Source organism: Ferriphaselus sp. R-1, from assembly GCF_000746095.1.
In the GTDB taxonomy this organism is placed as follows: Bacteria; Pseudomonadota; Gammaproteobacteria; order Burkholderiales; family Gallionellaceae; genus Ferriphaselus.
In genome coordinates this window covers 340,061-366,682 of the sequence record NZ_JQKP01000002.1, presented here as the reverse complement: position 1 = coordinate 366,682, position 26,622 = coordinate 340,061, and the positions used below count along the sequence as shown (strand labels likewise).

Annotated in this window: 23 protein-coding genes and 1 tRNA gene; 20 read left to right on the top strand and 4 right to left on the bottom strand. The window is 63.7% G+C overall.

Annotation, left to right across the window (positions count from 1 at the left end):
• Positions 1-5: 5 nt before the first annotated feature.
• The 11 genes from murD (at position 6) to DM08_RS04095 (ending at position 11,439) form a co-directional block, all read left to right on the top strand.
• Complete coding sequence (murD, locus tag DM08_RS04145; RefSeq protein WP_202593364.1) at positions 6-1,388, top strand: UDP-N-acetylmuramoyl-L-alanine--D-glutamate ligase; 1,383 nt, start codon at positions 6-8, stop codon at positions 1,386-1,388.
• Entirely contained in the window at positions 1,385-2,542 is a 1,158-nt protein-coding gene (gene ftsW, locus DM08_RS04140; protein WP_035383342.1) for a putative lipid II flippase FtsW, read from the top strand. Before murD ends, ftsW begins: the two co-directional genes overlap by 4 nt.
• Positions 2,543-2,651: 109 nt before the next feature.
• Entirely contained in the window at positions 2,652-3,716 is a 1,065-nt protein-coding gene (gene murG / locus DM08_RS04135; protein ID WP_035383341.1) for an undecaprenyldiphospho-muramoylpentapeptide beta-N-acetylglucosaminyltransferase, read from the top strand.
• A complete protein-coding gene (gene murC / locus DM08_RS04130; RefSeq protein WP_035383340.1) occupies positions 3,713-5,179 on the top strand; it encodes a UDP-N-acetylmuramate--L-alanine ligase in 1,467 nt (488 codons plus the stop codon). Before murG ends, murC begins: the two co-directional genes overlap by 4 nt.
• Positions 5,180-5,181: 2 nt before the next feature.
• The gene (murB, locus tag DM08_RS04125; protein ID WP_237560215.1) at positions 5,182-6,105 is read left to right on the top strand and encodes a UDP-N-acetylmuramate dehydrogenase; all 924 of its coding nucleotides are present in this window, start codon (positions 5,182-5,184) and stop codon (positions 6,103-6,105) included.
• Entirely contained in the window at positions 6,102-7,013 is a 912-nt protein-coding gene (locus DM08_RS04120; protein WP_035383338.1) for a D-alanine--D-alanine ligase, read from the top strand. The genes murB and DM08_RS04120 overlap by 4 nt, the downstream gene beginning before the upstream one ends.
• Positions 7,003-7,740, top strand: coding sequence for a cell division protein FtsQ/DivIB (locus tag DM08_RS04115; RefSeq protein WP_035383337.1), 738 nt, complete (start codon positions 7,003-7,005; stop codon positions 7,738-7,740). The genes DM08_RS04120 and DM08_RS04115 overlap by 11 nt, the downstream gene beginning before the upstream one ends.
• A gap of 16 nt (positions 7,741-7,756) precedes the next feature.
• Positions 7,757-8,992, top strand: coding sequence for a cell division protein FtsA (gene ftsA, locus DM08_RS04110; RefSeq protein ID WP_035383336.1), 1,236 nt, complete (start codon positions 7,757-7,759; stop codon positions 8,990-8,992).
• Between the two features lie 53 nt (positions 8,993-9,045).
• The gene (gene ftsZ / locus DM08_RS04105) at positions 9,046-10,215 is read left to right on the top strand and encodes a cell division protein FtsZ (RefSeq protein WP_035383335.1); all 1,170 of its coding nucleotides are present in this window, start codon (positions 9,046-9,048) and stop codon (positions 10,213-10,215) included.
• 95 nt (positions 10,216-10,310) lie between these two features.
• Positions 10,311-11,222: a UDP-3-O-acyl-N-acetylglucosamine deacetylase gene (lpxC, locus tag DM08_RS04100; protein WP_035383334.1), complete on the top strand. Its 912-nt coding sequence runs from the start codon at positions 10,311-10,313 to the stop codon at positions 11,220-11,222.
• Between the two features lie 16 nt (positions 11,223-11,238).
• Positions 11,239-11,439, top strand: coding sequence for a hypothetical protein (locus DM08_RS04095; RefSeq protein WP_035383333.1), 201 nt, complete (start codon positions 11,239-11,241; stop codon positions 11,437-11,439).
• On the opposite strand, the gene DM08_RS04090 is transcribed toward DM08_RS04095, so the two are convergent.
• A complete protein-coding gene (locus DM08_RS04090; protein WP_035383332.1) occupies positions 11,436-11,858 on the bottom strand; it encodes a DciA family protein in 423 nt (140 codons plus the stop codon). The genes DM08_RS04095 and DM08_RS04090 overlap by 4 nt on opposite strands.
• An 87-nt stretch (positions 11,859-11,945) precedes the next feature.
• On the opposite strand from DM08_RS04090, the gene secA reads away from it, so the two are divergent.
• Genes secA through DM08_RS04065 form a run of 5 tightly spaced genes read left to right on the top strand, consistent with a single transcriptional unit; the run spans position 11,946 to position 17,671 of the window.
• Positions 11,946-14,660: a preprotein translocase subunit SecA gene (gene secA, locus DM08_RS04085; RefSeq protein ID WP_035383331.1), complete on the top strand. Its 2,715-nt coding sequence runs from the start codon at positions 11,946-11,948 to the stop codon at positions 14,658-14,660.
• Positions 14,661-14,678: 18 nt separating this feature from the next.
• Positions 14,679-15,176 (top strand): Crp/Fnr family transcriptional regulator, encoded by a 498-nt coding sequence (locus tag DM08_RS04080; RefSeq protein WP_035383330.1) that lies wholly within the window; start codon positions 14,679-14,681, stop codon positions 15,174-15,176.
• An 11-nt stretch (positions 15,177-15,187) separates the two neighbouring features.
• Entirely contained in the window at positions 15,188-16,402 is a 1,215-nt protein-coding gene (argJ, locus tag DM08_RS04075) for a bifunctional glutamate N-acetyltransferase/amino-acid acetyltransferase ArgJ (protein WP_035383329.1), read from the top strand.
• Between the two features lie 4 nt (positions 16,403-16,406).
• Complete coding sequence (locus DM08_RS04070) at positions 16,407-16,868, top strand: EVE domain-containing protein (protein ID WP_035383328.1); 462 nt, start codon at positions 16,407-16,409, stop codon at positions 16,866-16,868.
• Positions 16,868-17,671, top strand: coding sequence for a sulfite exporter TauE/SafE family protein (locus tag DM08_RS04065; protein WP_035383327.1), 804 nt, complete (start codon positions 16,868-16,870; stop codon positions 17,669-17,671). Before DM08_RS04070 ends, DM08_RS04065 begins: the two co-directional genes overlap by 1 nt.
• A gap of 33 nt (positions 17,672-17,704) precedes the next feature.
• On the opposite strand, the gene DM08_RS12190 is transcribed toward DM08_RS04065, so the two are convergent.
• A complete protein-coding gene (locus DM08_RS12190; RefSeq protein WP_152555773.1) occupies positions 17,705-19,552 on the bottom strand; it encodes a hypothetical protein in 1,848 nt (615 codons plus the stop codon).
• 111 nt (positions 19,553-19,663) lie between these two features.
• Positions 19,664-22,444, bottom strand: a complete 2,781-nt coding sequence (gene ppc, locus DM08_RS04055; protein ID WP_051937784.1) for a phosphoenolpyruvate carboxylase — start codon at positions 22,442-22,444, stop codon at positions 19,664-19,666.
• A 102-nt stretch (positions 22,445-22,546) separates the two neighbouring features.
• Here ppc and hemC point away from each other — a divergent pair, with 102 nt between their 5' ends.
• From hemC to DM08_RS04035, 4 genes are read left to right on the top strand one after another with little or no spacing between them, the layout of a single operon-like run.
• Positions 22,547-23,497: a hydroxymethylbilane synthase gene (gene hemC, locus DM08_RS04050; protein WP_035383326.1), complete on the top strand. Its 951-nt coding sequence runs from the start codon at positions 22,547-22,549 to the stop codon at positions 23,495-23,497.
• Entirely contained in the window at positions 23,490-24,260 is a 771-nt protein-coding gene (locus tag DM08_RS04045) for a uroporphyrinogen-III synthase (RefSeq protein ID WP_035383325.1), read from the top strand. The genes hemC and DM08_RS04045 overlap by 8 nt, the downstream gene beginning before the upstream one ends.
• Positions 24,233-25,360, top strand: a complete 1,128-nt coding sequence (locus tag DM08_RS04040) for a uroporphyrinogen-III C-methyltransferase (protein WP_237560214.1) — start codon at positions 24,233-24,235, stop codon at positions 25,358-25,360. The genes DM08_RS04045 and DM08_RS04040 overlap by 28 nt, the downstream gene beginning before the upstream one ends.
• Positions 25,357-26,532 carry a heme biosynthesis HemY N-terminal domain-containing protein gene (locus DM08_RS04035; RefSeq protein ID WP_035383323.1) on the top strand — a complete coding sequence of 392 codons (1,176 nt, stop codon included), beginning with the start codon at positions 25,357-25,359 and terminating at the stop codon, positions 26,530-26,532. Before DM08_RS04040 ends, DM08_RS04035 begins: the two co-directional genes overlap by 4 nt.
• 8 nt (positions 26,533-26,540) lie before the next feature.
• Here the strand turns inward: DM08_RS04035 and DM08_RS04030 are convergent.
• A tRNA-Gly gene (locus DM08_RS04030) sits at positions 26,541-26,614 on the bottom strand.
• Between the last annotated feature and the right edge of the window lie 8 nt (positions 26,615-26,622).

Genomic DNA, 26,622 nt, shown 5'->3' with positions numbered 1-26,622 from the left:
CCATTATGGAATTGGCGAACAAACATGTGCTGGTGCTGGGTCTGGGTGAGACCGGGTTATCGCTTGTGCGCTGGTTGAGCGCGCAAGGGGCACGTGTGCGTATCGCCGACAGCCGCAACTTCCCGCCCGGTCTGGAATCCCTGCGCGCGCAATTCCCGCTGGCCGACGTGCGTTGCGGCTTCTTCCGCAGCGAGTTGCTGGACGATGTCGATCTGGTCGCCATCAGCCCCGGCGTGCCGGTCGCCGAGCCGCTGGTACAGCGCGCGATGGAGCGCAAGATCCCGGTCGTGGGCGACATCGAGCTGTTTGCCCGCACCCTGCCCAGGGAGGGCGCACCCAAGATCATCGCCATCACCGGCTCCAACGGCAAGACCACCGTCACCAGCATGGTCGGCGCGATGTGCCGCGCGGCCTGGCTGGATACCGAGGTGGCAGGCAACATCTCGCCCGCCGTGCTGGATGTGTTGCTGGATCGCGCCGGCAAGCAGCCCGAAGTATGGGTGCTGGAGCTGTCCAGCTTCCAACTGGAAACGACTTGGTCGCTCAGCGCCGATGCCGCCACCGTGCTCAACATCAGCGAAGACCATCTCGACCGTTACGCCGACATGTACGGCTATATCGCCGCCAAGTCGCGCATCTTCCGCAGCGAGGGTCAGCACGGGGTACAGGTGCTCAACCGCGATGACGCGGAAAGTTCGCGCATGGCCCTACTGGGCCGCAACTGTGTGACCTTCGGCCTGAGCGCGCCCCCCACCGGCAAGGACTGGGGCATCACCCACGCCGACGGCGATGTCTGGCTGGTACAAGGCATGCTGCGTGTGATGAAGGCCAGCGAACTTCAGCTCAACGGACAACACAACATCGCCAACGCGCTGGCGGCACTGGCGCTGTGCCGCGCCATCGGCCTGCCGCTGGAGCCGCTGGTGCAAGCGTTACGCGAGTTCAAGGGTTTGCCGCATCGCGTGGAAAAGGTCGCCGAGATCGGCGGTGTCAGCTGGTATGACGACTCCAAGGGTACCAACGTCGGTGCTACGGCAGCGGCACTCAGCGGCATGGGGCAGCCGACCGTGCTGATCCTGGGCGGCGATGGCAAGGGGCAGGACTTCTCCCCGCTGAACCAGCCCGTCGCACAATATGCCCGCGCCGTGGTGCTGATAGGCCGCGATGCCCCCCTGATCGAGCAGGCACTGCAAGGCTGTAACAAGCCGCTGTACCACGCCTCCGACATGGCCGAAGCTGTGCAACTGTCCGCCTCGCTGGCGCAAGCCGGCGATGCCGTATTGATGTCGCCCGCCTGCGCCAGCTTCGATATGTTCCGCAACTATGTACACCGCGCGCAGGTGTTCATCGCCGCCGTGCAGGCGCTGCCGCAACAGGAGCCCGCATGATCGCCGCCGCAAAACGGTCGTTCGCCCCCCTGGCCGAGTACGATGCCGTGCTGAGCTGGGTGGCGTTGCTGCTGCTCTCCATCGGGCTGGTGATGGTCTATTCCGCGTCCATCGCCACCGCCGAAGCCAGCAAGTTCACCCATCAGGCGACCTACTACCTGACACGCCAGACCATCTTCATCGCCGTCGGATTCACCGTTGGCATGATCGCCTTCCAGATGCCGGTACGCGGTTGGCAGAAGCTGGCCCCCTGGCTGTTCCTGGCAGGAGTGGCCTTGCTGACTCTGGTACTGATCCCGGGTATCGGCAAGGTGGTCTATGGCAGCCGCCGTTGGCTCTCGCTGCTGGTGTTCAACCTGCAACCGTCGGAACTGATGAAGCTGTTCGCCGTGCTGTATGCAGCCGACTATACCGTGCGCAAGAGCAGCGTCGGCCACCTGCTCACCAAAGCCTTCCTGCCCATGGCTATCGTGATGGGCGTGGTCGGAGCCCTGCTGTTGCTGGAACCTGACATGGGTGCCTTCGTGGTGATCTTCGCCATCGCTTTCTGCATCATGTGGCTGGGGGGGTTCAAGCTCAAAGTATTTGCCGGGCTGATGATCATTCTGCCACTCGGGTTCGCCGCGCTGATCCTGTCGTCCGAATACCGCATGAAGCGGGTCACCGGCTTCATGGACCCCTGGTCCGACCCCTACGGCAAAGGCTACCAGTTGAGCCATGCCCTGATCGCCTTCGGTCGCGGCGAATGGACCGGGGTCGGCCTGGGCGGCAGCGTGGAGAAACTGTTCTACCTGCCCGAGGCCCACACCGACTTCCTGATGGCGGTGATCGGCGAGGAACTGGGCTTCATCGGCGTGTTCGTGGTGATGGCACTGATCACCTGGTTCGTCGCCCGCGCCTACATGATAGGCCGTCAGGCTGCCTTCGTGGAGCGCCCGTTCGCAGCCTTGGTCGCTCAGGGCATCGCCGTCTGGATCGGCATCCAGTCGATGATCAACATCGGCGTGAACATGGGCGTGCTGCCCACCAAAGGTCTGACCCTGCCCTTCCTCAGCTTCGGCGGCAGCGGCATCGTGGTGAACTGCGTCGCAGTGGCGATCCTGCTCAGAATCGATTATGAAAACAGAAGGCTATTACGGGGGCTGCCAGCATGATGCTTAGCGTTGAGCCTTCTGTTTCGGCGAAGACTAACTTGCGACAGCAAGTTAAGCCCCAACGGGGCGGTCGCAGCCAAAACAGACGATTGCTACGGGGGTTGCCAGCATGAGCCCGCGCAACATTCTCATCATGGCAGGCGGCACCGGCGGGCACATCTACCCAGGGCTGGCGGTGGCCGACGTACTGCACGGTCAGGGCTGGAACGTGACCTGGCTGGGTGCACCCGCCAGCATGGAGGCTGAACTGGTGCCCAAGCACGGCTACCCGGTGGCCTGGGTGAACTTCGGCGGGCTACGCGGCAAGGGGCTGGTACGCAAGTTGATGCTGCCGTTCAACCTGCTGCGCGCACTCGGACAGAGCGCCGCAGCCATCTTCCGCCACCGCCCCGACGTGGTGCTCGGTCTGGGCGGCTACATCACCTTCCCCGGCGGGTTAATGGCCTGGTTGCTGCGCCGCCCGCTGGTGATCCACGAACAGAACTCGGTGGCCGGATTAAGCAACAAGGCGCTGGGCAAGCTCAGCGACCGCGTGCTGTCCGGCTTCCCGCAGGTGTTGCCCGATGCCGAGTGGCTGGGCAACCCGGTGCGCGACAGCATCGCCGTGCTAGCCGCGCCCGCCGAGCGGTTCGCCGGACGCAGCGGCCCGCTCAAGGTGCTGGTGGTGGGCGGTAGTCTGGGCGCGAAGGCGTTGAACGAATGCCTGCCGCAGGCCTTGGCCTTGCTGCCGGAAGGTGCGCGTCCGCACGTGACGCATCAGACCGGCAAGCAACATTTTGAAGCAGTGCAGGCCTTGTACGCGCAAGCCGGCGTGAACGCCGAAGTGTGCGCCTTCCTGAACGATATGGACGCGCGCTACGCCGCCGCCGATCTGGTGATTTGCCGCTCCGGCGCGCTCACCGTGGCGGAGCTGGCAGCGGCTGGCGTGGCCAGCGTGCTGGTGCCGCTCCCGTTCGCAGTGGACGATCACCAGACCGGTAACGCCAAGTTTCTGGCCGATCACGGCGCGGCCATCCTGTTGCCGCAACCGGAACTGACAGCGGAAAAACTGGCGGGCATGTTGCAAGAGATGACACGCGAACGCGCTCTGGCCATGGCCGAGGCGGCGCGGGCGCTGGCCAAGCCGGACTCGGCGCGGCAAGTAGCCAAAGTATGTGAGGAGTTGGCCGCATGAAGCATAAAGTCAAAGCGCTGCATTTCGTCGGCATCGGCGGCTCGGGGATGAACGGCATCGCCGAGGTGCTGCTCAATCTGGGTTTTCAGGTGAGCGGCTCGGACTTGGCCGACAACGCCGCGACGCAACGTCTGGCCGCGCTGGGCGCGACCATCCATCGTGGTCACGCTGCCGAGAATCTGGGCAACGCCGACGCGGTGGTGACTTCCACCGCCGTGCAGGCCGACAACCCGGAAGTGGTCGAAGCTCGCGCCCGCAAGATTCCCGTGGTGCCGCGCGCCATGATGCTGGCCGAGCTGATGCGGCTGCGTCAGGGTATCGCCATCGCCGGGACGCATGGCAAGACCACGACCACCAGCCTCGCCGCCAGCGTGCTGGCGCAGGGCGGTTTCGATCCGACCTACGTGATCGGCGGGCGGCTGAACAGCAGCGGCACCAACGCCAAGCTGGGCACCGGCGAGTTTCTGGTCGCCGAGGCGGACGAATCCGACGCCTCCTTTTTGTATCTCTCGCCCATTCTGGCCGTGGTCACCAACATCGACGCCGACCACATGGAAACCTACGGTCACGACTTCAATCGTCTGAAGCAGACCTTTGTCGATTTCCTGGAGCGCCTGCCGTTCTATGGTCGTGCCATGCTGTGCGTGGACGACCCCAACGTGCGTGAGATCATGGGCCGCATCAGCAAGCCCTACACCACCTACGGCTTCAGCGAAGACGCGCAGATTCGCGCCGTCAACGTGCGCCACGAAGGCGGCAAGATGCGCTACACCGCGCTGTGCCGCCACAACAGCGTGCCGATCGATCTGGAAGTGACGCTGAATCTGGCGGGCAATCACAACGTGCTGAATTCGCTGGCCGTCATCGCCATCGCACTGGAAGTGGGCGTGGACGAACAGGCCATCGTGGCCGGGCTGGCCGAGTTCCAGGGCGTGGGACGGCGGTTCCAGCGGTATGGGGAGATTCCAGTGTTGGATGCCCCTCTCCCCAACCCTCTCCCGCTTGCGGGCGAGGGGGCAAACGTCCTTGCCGCCAGCGGCAAGGGAACCTTCACCCTCTTGGACGACTACGGCCATCACCCTGTCGAGATGGCGGCGACACTGGCGGCGGCGCGCGGCGCGTTCCCCGGTCGGCGCTTGGTGTTGGCCTTCCAGCCGCACCGCTACACCCGCACCCGCGACCTGTTCGAGGATTTTGTGAAAGTGCTGGGCACGGTGGACGCGCTGTTGCTAGCCGAGGTCTATGCCGCCGGTGAAGCCCCCATCGTGGCGGCGGACGGCCGCGCGCTGATGCGCTCGCTGCGGGTGACGGGCAAGGAAGCCGTGTTCGTCGAGCAGATCGCCGACATGCCGCAGACCATCCTCAATCTGGCGCAACCCGGCGACGTGGTGCTGACCATGGGCGCAGGCTCCATCGGCGGTGTGGCCGCGCAGGTTCGTAAGCTCGTCGCGAGGGCGGAATGAACATGAGCGAACCCACCAACTTCTTGCGCGGCGAACTCAGCCTGGACGTGGACATGAGCCGCCATGTGAGCTGGCGCGCGGGTGGCCGGGTGGCGCGGATGTATCAGGCGGTGGACTTGGCCGATCTGGCGCTGTTCCTGCGCACCTTGCCGCAAGACGAGCCGCTGCTGACGGTGGGGCTGGGCAGCAATCTGCTGGTGCGCGACGGCGGTCTGCGCGGCACCCTGCTGCTGACCCACGGCGCGCTGACCGAGTTGCATCAGGAAGCGGATGGCTTGCTGTATGCACAAGCGGGTGTGCCGGGCGCGAAGCTGGCGCGCTTTGCCGCCACCCACGATTTGATCGGCGCGGAATTCTGCGCGGGCATTCCCGGCACTGTCGGCGGGATGCTGGCAATGAACGCTGGCTGCTACGGCAGTGAGATCTGGGACAAGGTGGCGCGCGTGCAGGTGCTGACCCGCGCGGGCGAACTGGTCGAGCGCACACCGGCGGATTACGCCATCGGCTATCGCAGCGTGCAGCGGCGTGATGACGACGGCGAACCGTTCCCGCTGCCGACCGACGAGCTGTTCGTCGGCGTCTGGCTGAAGTTTGAATCCGGCGACGGCGCGGCCTCGCGGCTGGCGATCAAAACGCTGCTGGAAAAGCGCGTCGCCAGCCAGCCCATAGGCACGCCCAACGCTGGATCGGTGTTCCGCAACCCGGCAGGCGACCACGCCGCACGGCTGATCGAGTCTTGCGGGCTGAAGGGCTGCAAGATCGGCGGCGCTGAGGTGTCGCAGAAGCACGCCAACTTCATCGTCAACACCGGCGGGGCGACAGCGGCTGACATCGAAGGATTGATAGAGCGGGTGCAAGCGGAAGTGGCGGCCAGGACCGGCATCCATTTGCATCCGGAAATACGCATCATCGGAGAGAAGCAGTGAAAAATTTCGGCAAAGTCGCAGTCTTGTTCGGAGGTCGCTCGGCGGAGCGCGAAGTGTCGCTGAAGAGCGGCGCGGCGGTGCTGGCCGCCTTGCAGCGCAGCGGCGTGGACGCGCATCCCTTCGACCCGGCGGTGCAATCGCTGGAAGCACTACGCGACGACGGCTTCGACCGCGCTTTCATCGCCCTGCATGGTCGCGGCGGCGAGGACGGCACGGTGCAGGGCGCGCTGGAACTGCTGGGCATCCCTTACACCGGCAGCGGCGTAATGGCTTCCGCGCTGGCGATGGACAAGTGGCGCAGCAAGATGATCTGGCAGGCGGGCGGCCTGCCGGTGCCGCAGTACGAGATGCTCAGCGCCGACAGCGACTGGGCAGGCGTAGCTGAACGGCTGGGTCTGCCGCTGTTCGTGAAGCCTGCCAACGAAGGCTCCAGCGTCGGCATCAGCAAGGTGAAATCGCTGGCCGACTTGCCCACGGCCTACCACGAAGCGGCCAAGCACGACGCGCTGGTGATCGCCGAGCGCGCGGTGCTGGGCGGCGAATTCACCGCCGCGATTCTGGGGGATACGGCGCTGCCGGTGATCCGCATCGTGCCCGCCAACGAGTTCTACGACTACGAGGCCAAGTACCTGCGCAACGACACGCGCTACCTGTGCCCGTGCGGGCTGACTGCAGAACAGGAAGCCGAGATGCAGCGCCTGGCCTTGCAGGGCTTCAAGCTGCTGGGCGGTCGCGGCTGGGGGCGGGTGGATTTTCTGGTGGACGAAGCAGGCCGCCCCTATCTGCTGGAAGCGAACACCTCGCCCGGCATGACCGACCACAGCCTGGTGCCGATGGCGGCGCGTGAGTCGGGGCTGAGTTTCGAGCAACTGGTTCTCAAAGTATTGGAGATGGCCCATGTGGGATGACGCCAAAGCGCTGCGCAATCTCGCCAATGCCCTGCTGGGCATCAGCCTGCTGCTGATCCTGGCAGGTGCGGCGCATTACGTGGTGCATCTGCCGATCTTCCCGCTAAAGACGGCCAAGCTGGCCGCTGCCCCGATCCGGATTTCCGAGGAACAAGTGGCGCGAGTGGTGCGCAATGAGTTGAAAGGCAACTTCTTCACGGCTGACCTGGTCCATCTGCGCCAGTCGCTGGAACAACTGCCCTGGGTACGCAAAGTCAGCCTGCGCCGCGAGTTCCCGGCGCAACTGGAGATCGCGCTGGAAGAACATCAGGCCGTGGCACGCTGGAACGGCATCGAGCTGGTGAACAACCATGGCGAGGTGTTCGCCGCCGAGACCGAGGAAGAGTTGCCCGAGTATTACGGCCCGACCGGTACGGCAGCGGAGGTGATGCAGAAGTTCGCCGATTTCGGCGCGCAGGTCAAACCGCTGGAGCAGAGCGTGGTGCAGATCAGCCTGTCTCCGCGCCGCGACTGGCGACTCAAGCTGGACGACGGGCTGGTGCTGGAATTGGGACGCGAAGATGTCGGAAGGCGGCTGGCGCGCTTCGTCGCGGTGTACCACTACAGCCTAGCTTCATCGGCACACAAAGTCAGCTATGTGGATCTACGTTATCGCAGCGGCTTTGCCGCCTATCTGCCGGGCGGACTGAGCAAGCCGGCGGCACGCACTACGAACAGCAAGGTATAGGGGCAGGAGGAAAGACATGAGCAAGAGCAAGGAATACAAGGAACTGATCGTGGCGCTGGACATCGGCACCTCGAAGATCGTGTGCATCGTGGGCGAGGTCAAACCGGATGACACGATCGAGGTGATCGGTGCGGGCATGCAGGAATCGTCCGGCATGAAGAAGGGCATGGTGGTGAACATCGATGCCAGCGTGAACACCATCCAGAAGGCGCTGCGCGACGCGGAGTTCATGGCTGACTGCAAGATCACCCAGGTCTACACCGGCATCGCGGGCAGCCATATCAAGAGCATGAACACCAGTGGCATGGTCAAGATCAAGGACAAGGAAGTGACGCAGTGGGACATCGACCGCGTGGTCGAGACCGCCAGCTCGATCAGCCTGCCCAGCGACCAGCAGATCCTGCACATTCTGGAAAAGGAATTCAGCATCGACGGCCAAGGCGGCATCAAGAAGCCGCTGGGCATGAGCGGGATGAAGCTGGAAGTGGAAGTACACATCGTTACCGGCGCGGTGGCGGCGGTACAGAACATCATCAAATGCGTGCATCGCTGCGGGCTGGAGATGAACGAGATGATCCTGCAGCCGCTGGCATCGAGTCGCGCCGTGCTGGAAGACGACGAGAAGGAACTGGGCGTGTGCCTGGTGGACATCGGCGGCGGCACCACCGACGTGGCGATCTTCACCGGCGGGGCCATCCGCCATTCGGCAGTCATTCCCATCGCCGGTGATCAGGTGACCAACGACATCGCCATGGCCTTGCGTACCCCGACCAAGGATGCCGAGGACATCAAGATCAAATACGGCTGCGCGCTGCGCCAGCTGGCCGATGACGTGCCTATCGAGGTACCCGGCGTAGGTGAGCGCAGCACGCGCATGTTGTCACGCCAGACGCTGGCCGAAGTGATCGAACCGCGTATCGAAGAGCTGTATTCGCTGGTGCAAGCGGAGCTGCGCCGCAGCGGTTACGAAGACCTGCTGTCCTCCGGCATCGTCATCACTGGCGGCAGCGCTGCCATGCAGGGCATGGTGGAACTGGGCGAGGAGATTTTCCACATGCCGGTGAGGTTGGGCATGCCACGTTACGTCGGCGGCTTGTCCGACGTGGTGCGCACGCCACGCTACTCCACCGGCGTGGGGCTGTTGCTGTACGGACTGGAAAGCCACAAACAGCACAGTGAACACAAAATGCAAACCAAATCTGTCGGCGATGTGCTGGGCAAGATGCGGGCATGGTTTCAGGGCAATTTCTGATTTTTCGGAGTTGGTTTTATTCAGGGTGTGGTCGTTTTAATAAGGAGAGAACAATGTTTGAGATATTGGATGCACAACCTCACGGTGCGGTGATCAAGGTCATCGGAGTGGGCGGCTGCGGCGGTAATGCAGTCGATCATATGATCGAGCAGGGCATGAAAGGCGTGGAGTTCATCGCCATCAACACCGATGCTCAGGCGCTCAAGCGCAGCAAGTCGCGCGTGCAGTTGCAGATCGGTGCGAACCTGACCAAGGGTCTGGGCGCGGGTGCCAAGCCCGAGGTCGGCCAGGCAGCGGCGGAAGAAGACCGCGAGCGCATCGCCGAACTCATCCGGGGCGCGAACATGGTGTTCATCACTGCGGGCATGGGCGGCGGCACCGGCACGGGCGCGGCACCCATCGTGGCCAAGGTGGCCAAGGAGTTGGGCATCCTGACCGTGGCGGTGGTGACCAAGCCCTTCATGTTCGAGGGCAAGCGCATGACGCTGGCACAGAACGGTATCGAAGAGCTGGCCAGCCACGTCGATTCGCTGATCATCGTGCCGAACGCCAAGCTGATGGAAGTGCTGGGCGGCAAGACCACGCTGCCACAAGCGTTCAAAGCCTCGAATGGCGTGTTGCAAGGTGCTGTCGCCGGTATCGCTGAAGTCATCAACGTGCCCGGCATGGTGAACGTGGACTTCGCCGACGTGAGTACGCTGATGTCCGAGAACGGCATGGCCATGATGGGCGCGGCCACCGCGACTGGCGAAGACCGCGCCAAGCGAGCCGCCGAACAGGCCATCGCCAGCCCGCTGCTGGAAGATGTCGATCTGTCCGGCGCACGCGGCATCCTGGTCAACATCACCTCCAGCAGCAACCTGACACTGGAAGAGCTGCACGAAGTGATGAACTGCTTCCAGTTCGCCGCTCAGGAAGCCACCGTCATCGTCGGTTCCGTATTCGACGAAGACATGGGTGACGAACTGCGCGTGACGCTGGTGGCCACCGGTCTGGGCAAGGTCGGCAGCCGCCGTCAACCCAAGCCGGTGCTGGTCGCTCCGTCCTACGAGAACCAGCGCACCGGTACCGACGATATGCCGATGATCAACTACGGCGAACTGGATCGTCCCACCGTGATGCGCAGTGGCCGCAGCCAGCGCGAGACCGCAGTCGCCTCGCTGCGCGAATCCGGCATGGACATGCTGGACATCCCGTCCTTCCTGCGCAAGCAGGCGGACTGAGTCCGGGCGACCCGGGGCGCATCTCTCCGCCGCCCCGGGTCGCCGCCTGTCTGGCTATGCTAGAATCGCGGCCAGGCAAACGGCTCTGAACGGACATGATCAAGCAGCGAACTCTCAAATCGACGGTAACGGCCACGGGGGTCGGCCTGCACACGGGGGAAAAGGTCCAACTTACCCTCAAGCCAGCGCCCGTCAACCACGGCATCGTCTTTCGCCGCGTCGATCTGACACCCATAGTCGAAATCCCGGCTACCGCCGAGTCGGTCCATGACACCCGCCTTTCCACGTGCATGGAAGCGAACGGCACGCGCGTTTCCACCGTAGAGCATCTGATGTCGGCCTTTGCCGGACTGGGCGTGGACAACGCCATCGTCGAGCTGACCAGCGCCGAAGTCCCCATCATGGACGGCAGCGCGGGCACCTTCATCTTTCTGCTGCAATCCGCCGGCCTGATCGAACAGGCCGCACCCAAGAGATTCGTTCGCATCCTCAAGCCGGTCGAGGTCAGGGATGGCGACAAATGGGTACGCTTCGACCCGCATCACGGCTACAAGCTCACCTTCACCATCGCCTTCGCCCACCCGGTTTTCACCGCCACCAAGCAACATGTCACCGTCGATCTGGGCGAACACTCCTACATCCGGGAAGTGAGCCGTTCGCGCACCTTCGGCTTCATGCACGAAGTCGAGTACTTGCGCTCGCAAGGTCTGGCACTCGGTGGCAATCTGGACAATGCCATCGTGATGGACGAGTACCGCGTCATCAACCCGGACGGCCTGCGCTCGGACGACGAGTTCGTCAAGCACAAGGTGCTGGATGCCATCGGCGACCTGTATCTGATCGGGCATCCGTTGATCGGTGCCTTCTCCGGCTACAAGTCCGGCCACGCTCTCAACAACGCCCTGCTACGCGCGCTGCTGGCGGACGCATCGGCCTGGGAATACGTGAGCTTCGACAAGGAAGAGGAAGCGCCGGACTTCCTGCGCCTGCAACTTCAGGCGATCTGACGCATCGCACCGGGCCATGTTGATCCTGCGCCTGTTCCTCATCCTCGCCGCCCTGCTCATCGCCGTCTCCGGCGGCATGTACCTGTTCACCCGGAAGCAGCGTTACCTGAACTTTGCCTGGCAGACCGTGCGCCTGATCGTGGTCGTGGTGCTGATCTTCGCGGCCTTGTTCGTATTGGAACGGTTGGTGCTGACCGGCTGGCGGATACTGGTCTAGCGACAGTGCTGGAGTAGCTTCTCCAGCGCCGATCGCAGCGGCGATTCGGCCAGCGACTCGGCCAGCAAGCGTACCTCCTGCTGCCCCTGACTGCCCAGCGCCCCGCCGCCCTTGCGGCGCGGTGCGGCGTAACCGCCGACTTGCACGCGCACCCACACTTCACGGATCGGGCAACCCTTGCTCTGAAGCGCCTCCAGCAGGGTAGGCGCGAGCTGGCGCAACTTGGCCGCGACGGTCCCGTTGTCGGCCAGCAGTTGCAAACGCCCCGCATCCACCTGCCCCACACGACAGCTCGGTCGCAACGAAGGCGGCACGATTTGCTCGAACTCGCCCTGCCAGCGCTGCAACTCGCGAGCATGTTCGAGCAATGGCCGCAGCTCCGGGTTGTCGCCGAGGAAGGCAGTCAGTTGTTTCGACATGGGCTTAGGGTGATAGTGGGACGGTCTGTATGGTAATATGCCGCGCCCTTAGGCAGAAGCCTTTGTCATTCCCATAGAAGAAGAAACATGATCTCCAATTTGCTGAAAAGTGTCTTCGGTAGTCGCAACGACCGCCTCCTCAAACAGTATCGCAAGTCGGTGCAGGCGATCAATGCGCTCGAAGCGCAGATGGCGGCATTGACCGACGACGAGCTGCGCGGCAAGACCACGGCATTCAAGGAGCGCGCCGCAGCGGGTGAATCACTCGATGCGCTGCTGCCCGAAGCCTTCGCCGTGGTGCGCGAGGCGGGCAAGCGCGTGTTCGGCATGCGTCACTACGATGTGCAGATGATAGGCGGCATGGCGCTGCATCAGGGCAAGATCGCCGAGATGCGCACCGGCGAGGGCAAGACGCTGATGGCTACTCTGCCCGCCTACCTGAATGCCCTGTCCGGCAAGGGCGTGCATGTAGTGACAGTGAACGACTATCTGGCTGCGCGCGATGCGGAATGGATGGCCAGGCTGTACAACTTCCTCGGCCTGTCGGTCGGCGTGATCCTGTCGCAGATGGCGCACGACCAGAAACAGACCGCTTACGCCGCCGACATCACCTACGGCACCAACAACGAGTTCGGTTTCGACTACCTGCGCGACAACATGGCGACGCAGGCCAATGAGCGCTTTCAGCGCGGGCTCAATTTCGCCATCGTCGATGAAGTCGACTCCATCCTGATCGACGAGGCGCGCACCCCGCTGATCATCTCCGGCCAGGCCGAAGACAACGTCGAGATCTACAACCGCATGAACGTGCTGGTGCCCAATCTCAAGCGCCAGCAGGAAGAGGATGGCCCCGGCGACTTCAGCGTGGACGAGAAGAACCACCAGATCCTGCTGACCGAGTCCGGCCACGAACATGCCGAACAGATGCTGGCGCAAGCCGGCCTGCTGCCTCCGGGTGGCAGCCTGTACGATCCGGCCAACATCACGCTGATCCACCATCTGTACGCCGCGCTGCGCGCCCACAACCTGTTCTTCCGCGACCAGCATTATGTGGTGCAGGACGGCGAAGTGACGATCGTGGACGAGTTCACTGGCCGCCTGATGGCGGGTCGCCGCTGGTCGGATGGCCTGCACCAAGCCGTGGAAGCCAAGGAAGGCGTGTCCATCCAGAAAGAGAACCAGACGCTGGCCTCGATCACCTTCCAGAACTACTTCCGCATGTACAGCAAGCTGTCGGGCATGACCGGCACGGCGGATACCGAAGCATTCGAGTTCCAGAGCATCTACAACCTGGAGACCGTGATCATCCCGCCGCACCGCCCCACCGTGCGCAAGGACATGATGGACAAGGTCTATCTGACCGCCAAGGAGAAGTACGAGGCGGTGGTGATGGATATCAAGGATTGTTACGAACGCGGCCAGCCGGTACTGGTCGGCACCACCTCGATCGAGAATTCCGAGCTGATCTCGAACCTGCTGGCCAGGATCGATCTTCCCCATCAGGTGCTCAATGCCAAGCAGCACGCGCGCGAAGCCGAGATCGTGGCCCAGGCCGGTCGCCCCAAGATGGTGACCATCGCCACCAACATGGCGGGGCGCGGCACCGACATCGTATTGGGCGGTAACGTCGAGAAGCAGACCGAACACCTGCACGCCGATGCCTCGCTGGACGAGACGACGCGCAACCAGCGCATCGAGCAACTGAAGTCGGAGTGGCAGTCGCTGCACGAGCAGGTGCTGGCCGCCGGCGGCCTGCACATCATCGGCACCGAGCGCCACGAATCACGCCGGGTGGACAACCAGTTGCGCGGTCGCGCCGGCCGTCAGGGCGATGCCGGTTCCAGTCGCTTCTACCTGTCGCTGGAAGACCCGCTGCTGCGCATCTTCGCCTCCGACCGCGTCACCGCGATCATGAACAAGTTCAAGCTGCCGGAAGGCGAGGCCATCGAGCACACCTGGGTGACCCGCGCCATCGAGAACGCGCAACGCAAGGTGGAAGCGCGCAACTTCGACATGCGCAAACAGATTCTGGAGTACGACGACGTCGCCAACGACCAGCGCAAGGTGATCTACCAGCAACGCAACGAGCTGCTGGAAAGCGGCGACATCTCCGAGACCATCGTGGCCATGAGCCGCGACGTGCTCAACGACATCGTCAGCGAGTTCATCACGCCGGGCAGCATGGAAGAGCAATGGAACGTCGCCGGGCTGGAAGGCGAGCTGAAAGCGCGCTTCCTGCTCAACCTGCCGTTGCAGCAATGGCTGGATGAGGACAAGACGCTGGACGAGGCCAAGCTGCGCGAGCGCATCGAGCAGACCGCGCTGGATGGCTACATGATCAAGGTCGGCATCGTCGGTGCCGAGCTGATGCACCACTACGAGCGCGTGGTGATGCTGCAAAGCCTGGACCAGCACTGGCGCGAACATCTGGCGGCGCTGGACCATCTGCGCCAGGGCATCCACCTGCGCGGCTATGCACAGAAGAACCCCAAGCAGGAGTACAAGCGCGAAGCCTTCGAACTGTTTTCGCACATGCTGGAGAGCATCAAGCGCGAAGTCACCCAGTTGCTGCTGACCGTGGAGATACGCAACGAGGCCCAGGTGGAGCAGGTGGAAGCCACCCCTGGCGTGGAAAATGTACAGTATCATCACGCCGACTACGATGAGGCGCTGGCGCAGCCCGCCGAACCGTCCGCCGAGCATGCTCCGTTCGTGCGCGAGGAACAAAAGATCGGTCGCAACGATCCATGCCCCTGTGGCTCGGGCAAAAAGTACAAACAATGTCACGGTAAACTAAGTTAATTCGATGGGAGAAACGGCATGACCACTGATGAACTGCTTCTGCAAACTTTGCATCACACCACGCTGACCGAGGAGCTGCGCGACTCCGAGATCGAGGTTCTGGCAGGTGTCGTCACCCTGCAACGCTACAAGGCGGGCGAGGTCATCATCGAGCCGGGCCGCAACCCGCTGGCCGAATCGCTGATGATTCTGGCCGAAGGTGAGGCCGAGATCCAGGCCACGGTGAACAACGAACCGATGACCCTGCAGCTGAACAAGCAAGGCGACCTGGCCAGCATCATCGGCTTCGTCGGCGGCAAGGGCACCAACATCAACGCCCGGGTCGAAGTGAAGAAAGACGGCGCGGTACTGTTGCTGGAGCGCGCCAAACTGGAATCGTTGCTGGATCGCCACCCGGCCATCGTCTACTACGTGATGCGAGGTCTGGTGCGCTACATGCACGGCGTGGCACGGCGCAAGAACGCCGAGACCGAAGAGATGAGCAACTATTTCTACAAGATGCACGGACGTTACTAGGAGGAACCGCGATGCCGGTCAAACTGACATCGCCCACCGCCGCTGAACTGTTGCCAGTCAGCGGCGTTTTGTTGGGCACCACCGAAGCCAATATCAAACGCCCCAACCGCAAAGATCTGCTGGTCATTCGTCTGGATGACGGCGCGACCGTGGCGGGCGTGTTCACCACCAACCGTTTCTGCGCCGCGCCGGTCACCGTCGCCAAGGAACATCTGGCCGCATCGTCCACGCGCGCACTGGTGGTCAACACCGGCAATGCCAACGCCGGCACCGGCGAACCAGGCATGGCCGCCGCGCGCGCCACCTGTGCCGAACTGGCCAAACTGCTGGGCTGCGCGCCGGAAGCGGTGCTGCCGTTCTCCACCGGCGTGATCATGGAGCCGCTGCCGGTCGACAGGATCGTCGCCGGCCTGCCGCAAGCCGTAGCTGCGCTCGCCGAGGACAACTGGCACAACGCCGCCCACGCCATCATGACCACCGACATCGTCGCCAAGGGCTGCTCGCGCAAGGTGCAGATCGGCGGCAAGACCGTCACCGTCACCGGCATTGCCAAGGGCTCCGGCATGATTCACCCCAACATGGCGACCATGCTGGGCTACATCGCCACCGATGCCGCCGTGCCGCAGGCGCTGCTGCAAACCATGGTCAAGACCGCTGCCGATGCCTCGTTCAACAGCATCACCGTGGATGGCGACACCTCGACCAACGACGCACTGATGCTGATCGCCAGCGGCAAGAGCGGCGCGTCCGTCAGTGCCGCCAATTACGCCGAACTGCAAACCGCCATCAACGAAGTCGCCATCCAGCTGGCGCAAGCCATCGTGCGCGACGGCGAAGGCGCGACCAAGTTCATGACCATCACCGTTGAGGGTGCACGTGACGTGGCCGAGGCCAAGCAGATCGCTTACGCCGTGGCCAGATCGCCACTGGTCAAGACCGCCTTCTTCGCCTCCGACCCCAACCTGGGCCGCATTCTCGCCGCCATCGGCTACGCCGGGGTGAGCGACCTCGACGTGACGCGGCTAAAGCTGTATCTGGACGACGTACTGGTCGCCGAAAACGGCGGTCGTGCGGCGAGCTATCAGGAGGAGGACGGCGCGCGCGTGATGAAGCAAGAAGACATCGGCATCCGCGTCGTGCTGGATCGCGGCAACGCCACCGGCACGGTATGGACCTGCGATTTCTCCTACGACTACGTCAAGATCAACGCCAGCTACCGGAGCTGATCCCGTGCGTTACTGGCTGATGAAGTCCGAGCCCGCCGATGTCAGCATCGACGACCTTGCCGCCCTGCCCGAGCAGACCGTGGCGTGGTACGGCGTGCGCAACTATCAGGCGCGCAATTTCATGCGCGACCAGATGGCGGTCGGCGACGGCGTGCTGTTCTACCACTCCAACTGCGCCGCACCCGGCATCGCCGGTATCGCGCGAGTAGCCAGCACGGCCTATCCGGATGCCACCCAGTTCGACCGGCACAGCAAATACTTCGACCCCAAAGCCACGCTGGAAACGCCGCGCTGGTTCAATGTCGATGTGCAACTGGTACGCAAGGTCGAGCTGATCTCCCTGCCCGAACTGCGCGCCCATGCCGAGCTGGAGCGGATGCGCACCCTGCAGCGCGGCAACCGTCTCTCCATCACCCCGCTCGACCCGGCAGAGTGGCGTTACATCACCGAGGAACTGGCACGCTGATGGAATGGTGGGCGGCGTACCTGGCATTGGGTGCCGTCGCGGGTTTTCTGGGAGGCATGTTCGGTATCGGCGGCGGCACAGTGATGGTGCCGGTACTGGTCATGCTGTTCGAGGCCCAGAGCTTCCCCGGCGAGCAGATCATGCATCTGGCGCTGGGCACGGCCATGGCCTGTATCGTGTTCACCGCTCTGGCCAGCCTGCGCAAACATCACCAGCACGGGGCGGTGAACTGGGGCATCGTCCGCCGCATCACCCCCGGCATCCTGCTCGGTACGGCGCTGGGCGCACTGTCCGCCTTCAGCGTCTCACCGCGCTTCCTGTTCGGCTTCTTCGCCTGCTTCGTCTACTTTGCCGCCGCCCAGATACTGCTGGACCTGCGCCCCCATGCCGGACGCGACCTGCCGGGCCGGGCCGGGATGAGTGCGATGGGCGTGTGCACCGGGTGGCTGAGCAGCCTGGTCTCCATCGGCGGCGGCACGGTGGTCATTCCCTTTCTGGTGTGGTGCAACATACCGCTGCGGCAGGCCATCGGCACCTCTTCCGCCATCGGACTGCCCATCGCCTTGGGCGGCAGTGCAGGTTATCTGCTGACCGGCCTGTCGGCAGGTGCCGCCTCGCTGCCGCCCCACACACTGGGCTTCATCTACCTGCCCGCCCTGCTCGGCCTGGCTACCGCCAGCATGACCACCGCCCCACTGGGGGCCAGGGCGGCACACCGCCTGCCGCTGGGTATTTTGCGCAAGGCCTTTGCTCTGGTCTTGCTGGTACTGGCGAGCAAGATGCTGTTGAAAGCGCTGGGATAGGGGCCGACAGGACATCGGCCCCCGTTACTGCGATCACTTCGTGGCGGATGGGGTCACCGGCACGTTCTTCAGGGTACCGAGATCGACATAGCTGTCGCCGATACCGAACTTCTGGGTAAAGCCGCTGACCGGCAGATCGAACACCACGGCTGTTCTGGCCATCGCGCCGGGGGCGAACTCCCGCTTGTCATAGTTCGAATGGAGAACCGTCAGGCCACGCGTTTGCTGATACAGGCCGCGCGCTTCGCTCAAACCGCTGATGAAGTAACGACAACCGCCCGCTTCAGGGTTCTGGCAACCTGCCGCCGCACCGCTGGAAACGATCTGGAAGTTGTAGTCCAGCACGGATTGCGGGGCATTGCTGGTGTTCCTCAGCTCCAGGAACACCACCACCCACTCGCCCACGCTGGCGGTCTGATCGGCTGCACCGCGCGAAGCCAGCACATTACCCGGTCGGGAAACACCGATGATCGAGATGTCCCAGCCGGGGACCCGGATCGCATCCTTGAGCTTGAGTGCGGTATACGGCTCGGTAATGACCGGAAGTGCCAGGCGGGCCGCCACCGCCGACTTGACGGCGACACCGGGATCGACTTGCGGCTTCGCACCCGACCTTGCCGCGATGACATCCGCGTCAGCCCTGGCCTTGGCATCGGCGGCGGCCTGAGCCCTGGCCTGAGCCCTGGCGATGGCATCGGCAGCGGATTTAGCCTCGAAATCTGCGACCGCCTGAGCTGCCGCAGCGGCCTTCGCCTTGGCGACGGCCGCATCATGCGCGGCCAACTGCGCCTCCTCAGCCGCCTTGGCGGCAGTTCTGGCCTGGGATTCAGCCTTGGACCTTGCCAGTTCGGCAGCTTCAGCCTGCATATCCGCCTCGGCCTTCGCTCTGGAAGCCGTCGCAGACTTGGACTTGGCTGCGGCCTCAGCCTGGCGCATCTCCTCCCGCGCGGCAACGATCGCCGCTTCGGTCGACGCGCTTACTCCGGAACCCGAGCCGACGTTGTCCAGCGCTTCGGCAGCCGCCTTGGCCTCAAGGTCCGCCAGCGCTTTTGCAGCATCGGCAGACTTGACCTTGGCTTCGGCTGCATCGCGGGCAGTCGCCTTGGCTTCCGCCCTGGCCTTGGCCGCGACATCGGCCTGATCTTCGGCGCGAGCCTGGGCGCGGTGTGCGCTGCCAGCCTTCTCATCGGCTATGGCTTGCAGCTCGGCAGCGGCCTTGGCCTTGAAATTGGCCGATCCGCGCGCTTTCTTGGCCTCGAACTCGACCTTTTCTTGGGTGGGGGCCTCTTCCTGCCGGGATTCCACTACTGCGGGCTTGGCCTCTTGCGATCTGGCCGACTCACGCTCAGCGGCAGCCGCAGCCTTGGCGGCTTCTCTGGCTTGAGCCTCTTCCTGACGCTGCTTCTCCCGTGCGACCTTGGCCGCCTCTCTGGCCTGGGCTTCTTCCTGCTTCTTGGCCTCACGCGCGGCCTTGGCCTCGGCTCTGGCCTGCGCATCCGCCAGCTTTCCAGCTTCGCGTGCAGCCTTGGCCTCGGCCTTATCCCGCGCCTTGGCACTCATTCCGTCCTCGGTCGGGGCGACAGTCGGCACCACGTCTTCCTTTTGCGTCACCGGCTCCACAGCTGTCTCTGCGGGCGCAGGGATGGTGCCGCCCAGGGCCCCGCTGACTTCGAGCATAGGTGCCGGTTCAGCTGCCGACTTGCCATGCCCGGACGAACCTTTGGTAGCTGAAATGCCGCCGATCTGGTCACTGGTCTGCAGTTCTATCCTTGGGCTCAATCGCCCCATGGGCGCTGTCTCCGAGGCTAACGTCAGGACAGGAGCACCTGCCAGCAGGGTCAACAGCAAGACCGACGGATATTTGGTGTTACGGTTAGACATGTAAAGCTCCCCTTTAGCTCGATACGAAACTTTGCACGAAGAGACTGCCGCTCTTCAAATACCAAAAACAACGCCTGCCGGAGAATCCCCCTGACCCGGCAGGCGCACCCCCTAGCCGCTGTTGCGCAGACCTGCCGCGATGCCGTTGATCGTCAGATGGATGGCGCGCTTCACCTTCTCGTCGTTGTCGCCATTACGGTGGCGGTACAGCAAGGAGACCTGCAAGTGGTTCAGCGGATCGATGTAAGGCGTGCGCGTCGTCAGGCTGCGTGCGAATGTGGGATTGTCCTGCAACAGGGTGGTGTTGCCCGTCACGCTGAACAAGGTCTCGACAGTCGCCTCCCACTCGCGCTCGATCTCGCCGAAGATACGTTCACGCAGCTCGACATCCTCGACCAGGTGCGCATAACGCGACGCGATGCCCATGTCGGTCTTGGACAGCACCATATCCATGTTGGACATCAGCCCCCGGAAGAACGGCCAGGTCTGGTACATCAGCCTCAACTGGGCCAGACCGGCCTCGCCTTCGCGCTCGATGAAGCGCTGCACCGCACTGCCGAAGCCATACCAGCCCGGCAGCATGACGCGGTTCAGCCCCCAGCTGAACACCCAGGGGATGGCGCGCAGATCCTCGATCCTGTCGGAGGCCTTGCGCGACGAAGGGCGGCTGCCAATATTGAGCTCGGCGATCTCGCGAATCGGTGTCGCAGTAAAGAAGTAATCGGTGAAACCGGGTGTCTCGTACACCAGCTTGCGGTACGCGGCGAACGCATCCAGGCTCAAGGACTCCATGATGCGCATGAATTCGGGATTGCCGTCCGCATCGTGCGGATGGTCCAGCAGCGTGGCTTCCAGCGTGGCCGCGATCAGCGTTTCGAGGTTGCGGCGACCGATCTCGGGGTTCGAGTATTTGCTGGAGATCACCTCGCCCTGCTCGGTGATGCGGATCTGCCCGTTCACGCTGCCCGGCGGTTGCGCCAGGATGGCATCGTAGCTGGGGCCGCCACCACGCCCCACCGTGCCGCCACGGCCATGGAACAGCCGCAGTTCGATACCGTGCTTGGCGAACACCTGCACCAGTTCGACCTCGGCCTTGTACAGCTCCCAATTGGCCGTCAGATAACCGCCGTCCTTGTTGCTGTCGGAGTAGCCCAGCATCACTTCCTGAGTGTTGTCGCGGCTTTCCAGCAGCTTTCTGTACCAGGGGATGGAGAACAACTCATCCATGATGCGGGCACCACCACGCAGATCCTCGATGGTCTCGAACAGGGGGATGATGTTGACATGCAGGCGGCTCGACTCTTCCAGCAGGCCCACCTGCTGCAACATCAGGGCCACTTCCAGCATGTCGCTGACCGCATCGGTCTTGGAGATGATGTGATTGGGCAGGGCGGCACGACCGAAACTCTGATGCAGCTCGGCGGCTGCCTGCATGATGCGCAGCTCGCTCTGGGCCACGTCGCCGTACTGGTCGAGATCGGCGAGCAGGATCTTGTCCGCTTGCAGTGCAGCGAGCAGCACCTGACGCCGCTCCGCCTCACCCAGCTGCGGGTAATCGGTCTGGCCAGCGCCATGCGAGAACAGCTCACTGACGGTCTGCTCTATGATCGCGCTGTGCTGGCGCATGTCCAGCGGTGCCAGATGGAAGCCGAACACCTCGACCGCCCGGCGCAAATTGGCCAGACGTCCGCGCGCCAGATACACCGCGCCGTGCTTGTACAACGAGTCGATCAGCACATCCAGATCGGCGATCAGCGCCTGCGGATTGGCATAGGGTTCGGCCTGCTCGTCCAGCGGACGGCGATGGACGATGTCGTGGCCGAGCGCTCTGGCCGTGGCTGCCAATCGGGAATAGACCAGGATCAGGGCACGGCGATAAGGCTCATCCGCACGGCTCGATGCAGTGTCGGGCGACGCATCGGACAGGGCGCGCAGCGCAGCGCTGACATCGACCAGACGATCGGTGAGGCTCAGCCGCGTGCCCAGGATGTGGGTCTCTTCCAGATAGTGCTCGAACACCAATGCGGAGTGCTGACGCACCGCATCGCGCATCACATCATGGGTGACAAAGGGATTGCCGTCACGGTCGCCGCCGATCCAGCTGCCGACGCGCAACAAGGACGGCACCTTGATGTCCTTGGAGAACCGCCCTTCAAGCTGTTTCTCCAGCCCGGCATAGATCTCGGGAATCTCTTTCAGGAAGGTGTAGCGATAGAATTCCAAACCATTTTTGATCTCGTCGCGCACCGTCAGTTTGGCCGTGCGCAGCATGCGGGTCTGCCACAGGATCAGCACGAAGCGACGCAGGGCGTGTTCGTTGTCTTCCTCGTCGCTCGGGGTCAGATCCATGCGATCGCGAACGGCCAGCAAGCTGGAAATGATCAGCTGGCAATCCAGGATGCTCTTGCGCTGGACCTCGGTGGGGTGGGCGGTCAACACCGGCGAGATCAGGGCACTGTCGAGGAAGCGCTGCAACGATTCCTGGTCTATCGCTGCCTTCTCGACCCGGTCCAACGCCAATTGCAGGCTACCGTCCTTGGGTGCGCTCCTGGCTTTGAGGTGGGCGCGATGGCGGCGATTGTGGTGCAGATCCTCGGCGATGTTGGTGAGCTGCGAGAAATAACTGAATGCGCGCACCACGGCCAGCGTCTCGCTGGGGGACAACGCGTTCAGCATGAGCTCCAGCGTCTCGCCGTCGCGGGCATCCTGAGTCTTGCGGAAACTGACCGCCGCGCGGCGCACGCGCTCGACCAGTTCAAACGTGGCCTCGCCCTCTTGCTCGCGCAGGGTGTCGCCCAGAATGCGGCCCAACAGGCGGATATCCTCGCGCAGCGGCAAATCCTTGCTGGACAGGTCAGCAGGAGCGGAAAGCAAGTTCTTAACAGTCTTCATTTCAGCAGCGTCTCAACATCATGGGCGACAACGCGCGCGCAATCGCCATGCTAGAATGCGCCGCGCACAAAATCTCAACAAGACATCAGGAATTTCAACTCAATGAGTCAGGCATCCCACACTCACATCGCTCCCGCCAAACTGGTCATTGCCTCGCGCGAAAGCGCCTTGGCGATGTGGCAAGCAGAACACATACGGGATCGGTTGCGCGCATTATACCCAGAAACCGAGGTTAGCATCCTAGGCATGACCACGCAGGGCGACCGCATCCTCGACGTAACCCTATCCAAGATCGGCGGTAAAGGGCTGTTCGTGAAGGAGTTGGAAACCGCGCTGGAAGAGGGACGCGCCGACATCGCCGTGCACTCGCTGAAGGACGTGCCCATGCATCTGCCCGCAGGTTTCGCCCTGGCCTGCATCGGCGAGCGCGAAGACCCGCGCGATGCCTTCGTCTCCAACCACCACGCCAACCTTGAGTCGCTGCCTGCCGGCGCCGTGGTCGGCACCTCCAGCCTGCGCCGCGAGAGCCAGTTGCGCGCCCGCTTCCCGCACTTGGTGATCCAGCCGCTGCGTGGCAATGTGCAGACCCGCTTGCGCAAGCTGGACGAAGGCCAGTACGCCGCCATCATCCTCGCCGCTGCCGGACTGAAGCGTCTGGGCTTGGGCGACCGCATCCGTGCGCTGATCTCCTCCGACGACAGCCTGCCCGCCGTGGGCCAGGGTGCGCTGGGCATCGAGTGCCGCGCCGACCGCGCTGACCTGGTGCAGGCGCTGGCTCCGCTGCATCACGCCGATACCGCCGCCTGCGTGCTGGCCGAGCGCGCCATGAGCCGCCGTCTGGCCGGGAGCTGTCAGGTGCCGCTGGGCGGCTTCGTCGAAGTGGTCGACGGGAAGCTGCGCATGCGCGGCTTCGTCGCCACCCCGGACGGCAGCCGCATGCTGCGCGCCGAGCAGACCGGCGACATGGCTGCGCCTGAGGCTCTGGGCAATGCCGTGGCCGATGCGCTGCTGGCGCAAGGCGCCGGTGAGATCCTCGCTGCATTGAATGACTGACACCCCGTTAGCCGGATTGAACATCGTCGTGACTCGCCCGCGCGAGCAAGCGACGCAACTGATGCAAGGCATCAGCCGCTTGGGCGGCAATCCGGTGTCGCTCCCCCTGCTGGAGATCGCCCCACCCGCCGACCCGCGGGCGCTCGCAGCACAACTGGCGCAACTGGCCGACTTTCAACTAGCCATCTTCATCAGTCCGAACGCAGTGCAGTACGGCATGGCTGCCATCCAGTCAGCAGGCGGCTTGCCGCCAGATCTGCGCGTCGCCACCGTCGGTCAGGGGAGCGCCCAATCACTACGCGCACTCGGGGTCGGCTCCATCATCGTTCCACAGGAGAGATTCGACAGTGAGTCCCTGCTCGCGCTGCCGGAGTTGCAGGCCGTGGCCGGGAAGCGCGTGCTGATCCTGCGCGGGGATGGCGGGCGCGAATTGCTGGGCGACACGCTCAAGCAGCGCGGTGCCACCGTCGAATATGCCGCGTGCTACCGGCGCGCCAAGCCGACCTTCGATGTCGCCGCATTGCTGGCCACCGCCCCCGATGCAATCACCGTCACCAGCAGCGAGGCCCTGGCCCATCTGCACGAACTATTGGTGGCCAGCGGCAAGCCGCGAGCGCTCGCCATCCCCGTGTTCGCGCTGCACCCGCGCATCGCGGAAAAAGCACAGCAACTCGGCTTAAACGAAGTGCATACCACCGCCACAGGTGATGACGGCCTGCTCTCAGGTTTGGTAGCATGGGCAAACCAGCGGACCCCATCATGAGCGAAACCACGCCTACATCAAACGGCCACCCCGAACCGCACTCCTCGCCGGATGTCGCCGCCACGCGCGTCGCCCACTCGCGGAGCGTGTTCGATTATCTGTCCCGACTCAGCATCGGCCAGATGACTTTGGCGCTGGTACTGGCCCTGTTCGTGTGGCAATGGCTAGACGGCCAGCGCCAGCTCAGCGCCATGCAGCAGGAACTGGCCAAGCGCCTGACCGAGATGGACGGCAACAACAAGGCCAACCAGGTACTGACCAGGCAAAGTCAGGAAGCCCTGAGCGAGTTGAGCAACAAGGTCACCGCACTGGAAAGTGCCAATGCCGAAGCGCAAAGCGAGCGCGCCGCGCTGGAGACGCTGTATCAGGAGATGTCGAGCAACCGTGACGAGACGGCACTGGCCGAGGTCGAACAGATGCTGATGATCGCTTCGCAGCAGTTGCAACTCTCGGCCAACGTCAAGGCGGCGCTGATCGCCATGCAGCAGGCGGATGGCCGCTTGCAGCGCATGGACCGCCCCGCGCTGAACACGCTGCGCAAGGCGATCAACGCCGACATGGACAAGCTGCGCACCCTGCCCGCCGTGGACACCACCGGCATCACGCTGCGGCTCGACAGCCTGATCCTGGCCGCCGAGTCCATCCCGCTGAACCATGAGGTGAGTCCGACCGCTACCCGGCCCGCCACACCCGCGCCTGCCGTCGCCGCACCCGCCAACGAGAGCAGCTGGCAGCACCTGTGGCGCGAGATCTGGCAGGAAGCCCGCAACATGGTGCGCATCGAAGACATGCGCAAGCGCGAGATGCCCTTGCTGTCGCCGACCGAATCGTTCTTCCTGCGCGAGAACCTGAAGCTGCGCCTGCTGTCGGCCCGGCTGGCCCTGCTGTCGCGCGACGAGACCAGCTTCCGCAACGACCTCAAGGCCGCGACCGATTGGGTCAAGCGCTATTTCGATGCCAACTCGACAGATGGCAAACAGGCGCTGACCGCCTTGCAGAAGCTGGGCACGGCCAGCATCGACATCGACCTGCCGGACATCAATGGCAGCATCGAAGCAGTGCGCGCCTACCGCATCGCCCACGAGAAAGCCAAGAAATGAAATTCCTGATCTGGCTGCTGGTGCTGGCGGCGGCAGCCGTGGCGCTATCGCTGGCGGCACACAACCCGGGCTACGTCCTGCTGGTCTATGCACCGTACCGCATCCACCTGTCACTGACGCTATTCGCCCTGACCCTGATCGGCCTGTTCGTACTGAGCTTCCTGTCGGCACAATTGCTGATCCACGCACTCAACCTGCCGGAGAAGGTGCGTCGCTTCCGCAGCGAACGCGCCGAAGAAAAGAAACGCGGCGTGTTTCTGGAGGCCTTGACCGCCTTTCTGGAAGGACGCTACAGCGCGGCGGAAAAGGCTGCGACCGAGGCGATGGGTCTGGGCGAGACCAGCGCTGTGCTGCCGGTCATCGCCGCACGGGCGGCCCATGCCCACCGCGAAGTCGAGCGGCGCGATGCCTTCCTCGCCGCCATTGACGACGACTCGGCCATGAAGCTGGCCGCACGAGCCCAGTTCGCACTGGATGAACAGCAACCACAAGCCGCGCTGCTGGCCCTGCAAGCCCTGCGCGAGATCGGCAGCAAACATCACGCCGGGGTGCTGACTCTGGAGCTGAAAGCGCAGCAGATGCTGGGCGACTGGCCTGCCGTACTGGAATGCGTGGAACAACTGGAACAACGTCATGCCATGGACGTGACCCGCCTGAGCCAGACCCGCCAGCAGGCCTGGCAGGAAAGACTGCGCTCCAGCCTCGGCCAGGCCGGGGCGCTGCTGGCAGTCTGGAAAGCCATGCCGGCAGACCTGCATCGCAGCCCGGACATCGCCATGGTGGCCGCGCAAGGTTTTGGTGCCCAAGGCAATGTCCACATGGCATGGCAGGTCATCACCCATGCACTGGAGCAGCGCTGGGATAGCGAACTGGCCGCACATCTGGGCGACTATCCCGGCGAGGATGCGCTCGACCGCCTGACACAAGCCGGTCGCTGGAAGCAAGCCCACCCCAACGATGCCGGGCTGTTACTGGCACTGGGCAAGCTGTACTCGCACCTGCAGCGCTGGGACGAGGCGCGCATCCATCTGCAAGCCAGCCTGAATATCCAGCCCAGCCGAGCCACCCATTACGCGCTGGGACAGTTGGCCGAACGGCAAGGCGACACGGCCACTGCACTGGCACAGTACCGGCTGGCTTCGGAGCGGCGGAGTGGCAAACGGGAGGGGTGATACGCGAGTGGAGCGGGTGAAGGGAATCGAACCCTCGTCGTAAGCTTGGGAAGCTTCTGCTCTACCATTGAGCTACACCCGCATGTAAAA

Excerpts from the sequence above, each read along its gene's own strand:
- hemC (WP_035383326.1), top strand. The coding sequence starts at position 22,547 with ATGAGTCAGGCATCCCACACTCACATCGCTCCCGCCAAACTGGTCATT.
- DM08_RS12190 (WP_152555773.1), bottom strand. The coding sequence starts at position 19,552 with ATGTCTAACCGTAACACCAAATATCCGTCGGTCTTGCTGTTGACCCTG.
- DM08_RS04035 (WP_035383323.1), top strand. The coding sequence starts at position 25,357 with ATGAAATTCCTGATCTGGCTGCTGGTGCTGGCGGCGGCAGCCGTGGCG.
- argJ (WP_035383329.1), top strand. The coding sequence starts at position 15,188 with ATGCCGGTCAAACTGACATCGCCCACCGCCGCTGAACTGTTGCCAGTC.
- ppc (WP_051937784.1), bottom strand. The coding sequence starts at position 22,444 with ATGAAGACTGTTAAGAACTTGCTTTCCGCTCCTGCTGACCTGTCCAGC.
- murB (WP_237560215.1), top strand. The coding sequence starts at position 5,182 with ATGAGCGAACCCACCAACTTCTTGCGCGGCGAACTCAGCCTGGACGTG.
- ftsA (WP_035383336.1), top strand. The coding sequence starts at position 7,757 with ATGAGCAAGAGCAAGGAATACAAGGAACTGATCGTGGCGCTGGACATC.
- lpxC (WP_035383334.1), top strand. The coding sequence starts at position 10,311 with ATGATCAAGCAGCGAACTCTCAAATCGACGGTAACGGCCACGGGGGTC.
- ftsZ (WP_035383335.1), top strand. The coding sequence starts at position 9,046 with ATGTTTGAGATATTGGATGCACAACCTCACGGTGCGGTGATCAAGGTC.
- murD (WP_202593364.1), top strand. The coding sequence starts at position 6 with ATGGAATTGGCGAACAAACATGTGCTGGTGCTGGGTCTGGGTGAGACC.
- DM08_RS04040 (WP_237560214.1), top strand. The coding sequence starts at position 24,233 with ATGGGCAAACCAGCGGACCCCATCATGAGCGAAACCACGCCTACATCA.
- ftsW (WP_035383342.1), top strand. The coding sequence starts at position 1,385 with ATGATCGCCGCCGCAAAACGGTCGTTCGCCCCCCTGGCCGAGTACGAT.
- secA (WP_035383331.1), top strand. The coding sequence starts at position 11,946 with ATGATCTCCAATTTGCTGAAAAGTGTCTTCGGTAGTCGCAACGACCGC.
- DM08_RS04080 (WP_035383330.1), top strand. The coding sequence starts at position 14,679 with ATGACCACTGATGAACTGCTTCTGCAAACTTTGCATCACACCACGCTG.
- murG (WP_035383341.1), top strand. The coding sequence starts at position 2,652 with ATGAGCCCGCGCAACATTCTCATCATGGCAGGCGGCACCGGCGGGCAC.
- DM08_RS04090 (WP_035383332.1), bottom strand. The coding sequence starts at position 11,858 with ATGTCGAAACAACTGACTGCCTTCCTCGGCGACAACCCGGAGCTGCGG.
- DM08_RS04065 (WP_035383327.1), top strand. The coding sequence starts at position 16,868 with ATGGAATGGTGGGCGGCGTACCTGGCATTGGGTGCCGTCGCGGGTTTT.
- DM08_RS04045 (WP_035383325.1), top strand. The coding sequence starts at position 23,490 with ATGACTGACACCCCGTTAGCCGGATTGAACATCGTCGTGACTCGCCCG.
- DM08_RS04095 (WP_035383333.1), top strand. The coding sequence starts at position 11,239 with ATGTTGATCCTGCGCCTGTTCCTCATCCTCGCCGCCCTGCTCATCGCC.
- murC (WP_035383340.1), top strand. The coding sequence starts at position 3,713 with ATGAAGCATAAAGTCAAAGCGCTGCATTTCGTCGGCATCGGCGGCTCG.
- DM08_RS04115 (WP_035383337.1), top strand. The coding sequence starts at position 7,003 with ATGTGGGATGACGCCAAAGCGCTGCGCAATCTCGCCAATGCCCTGCTG.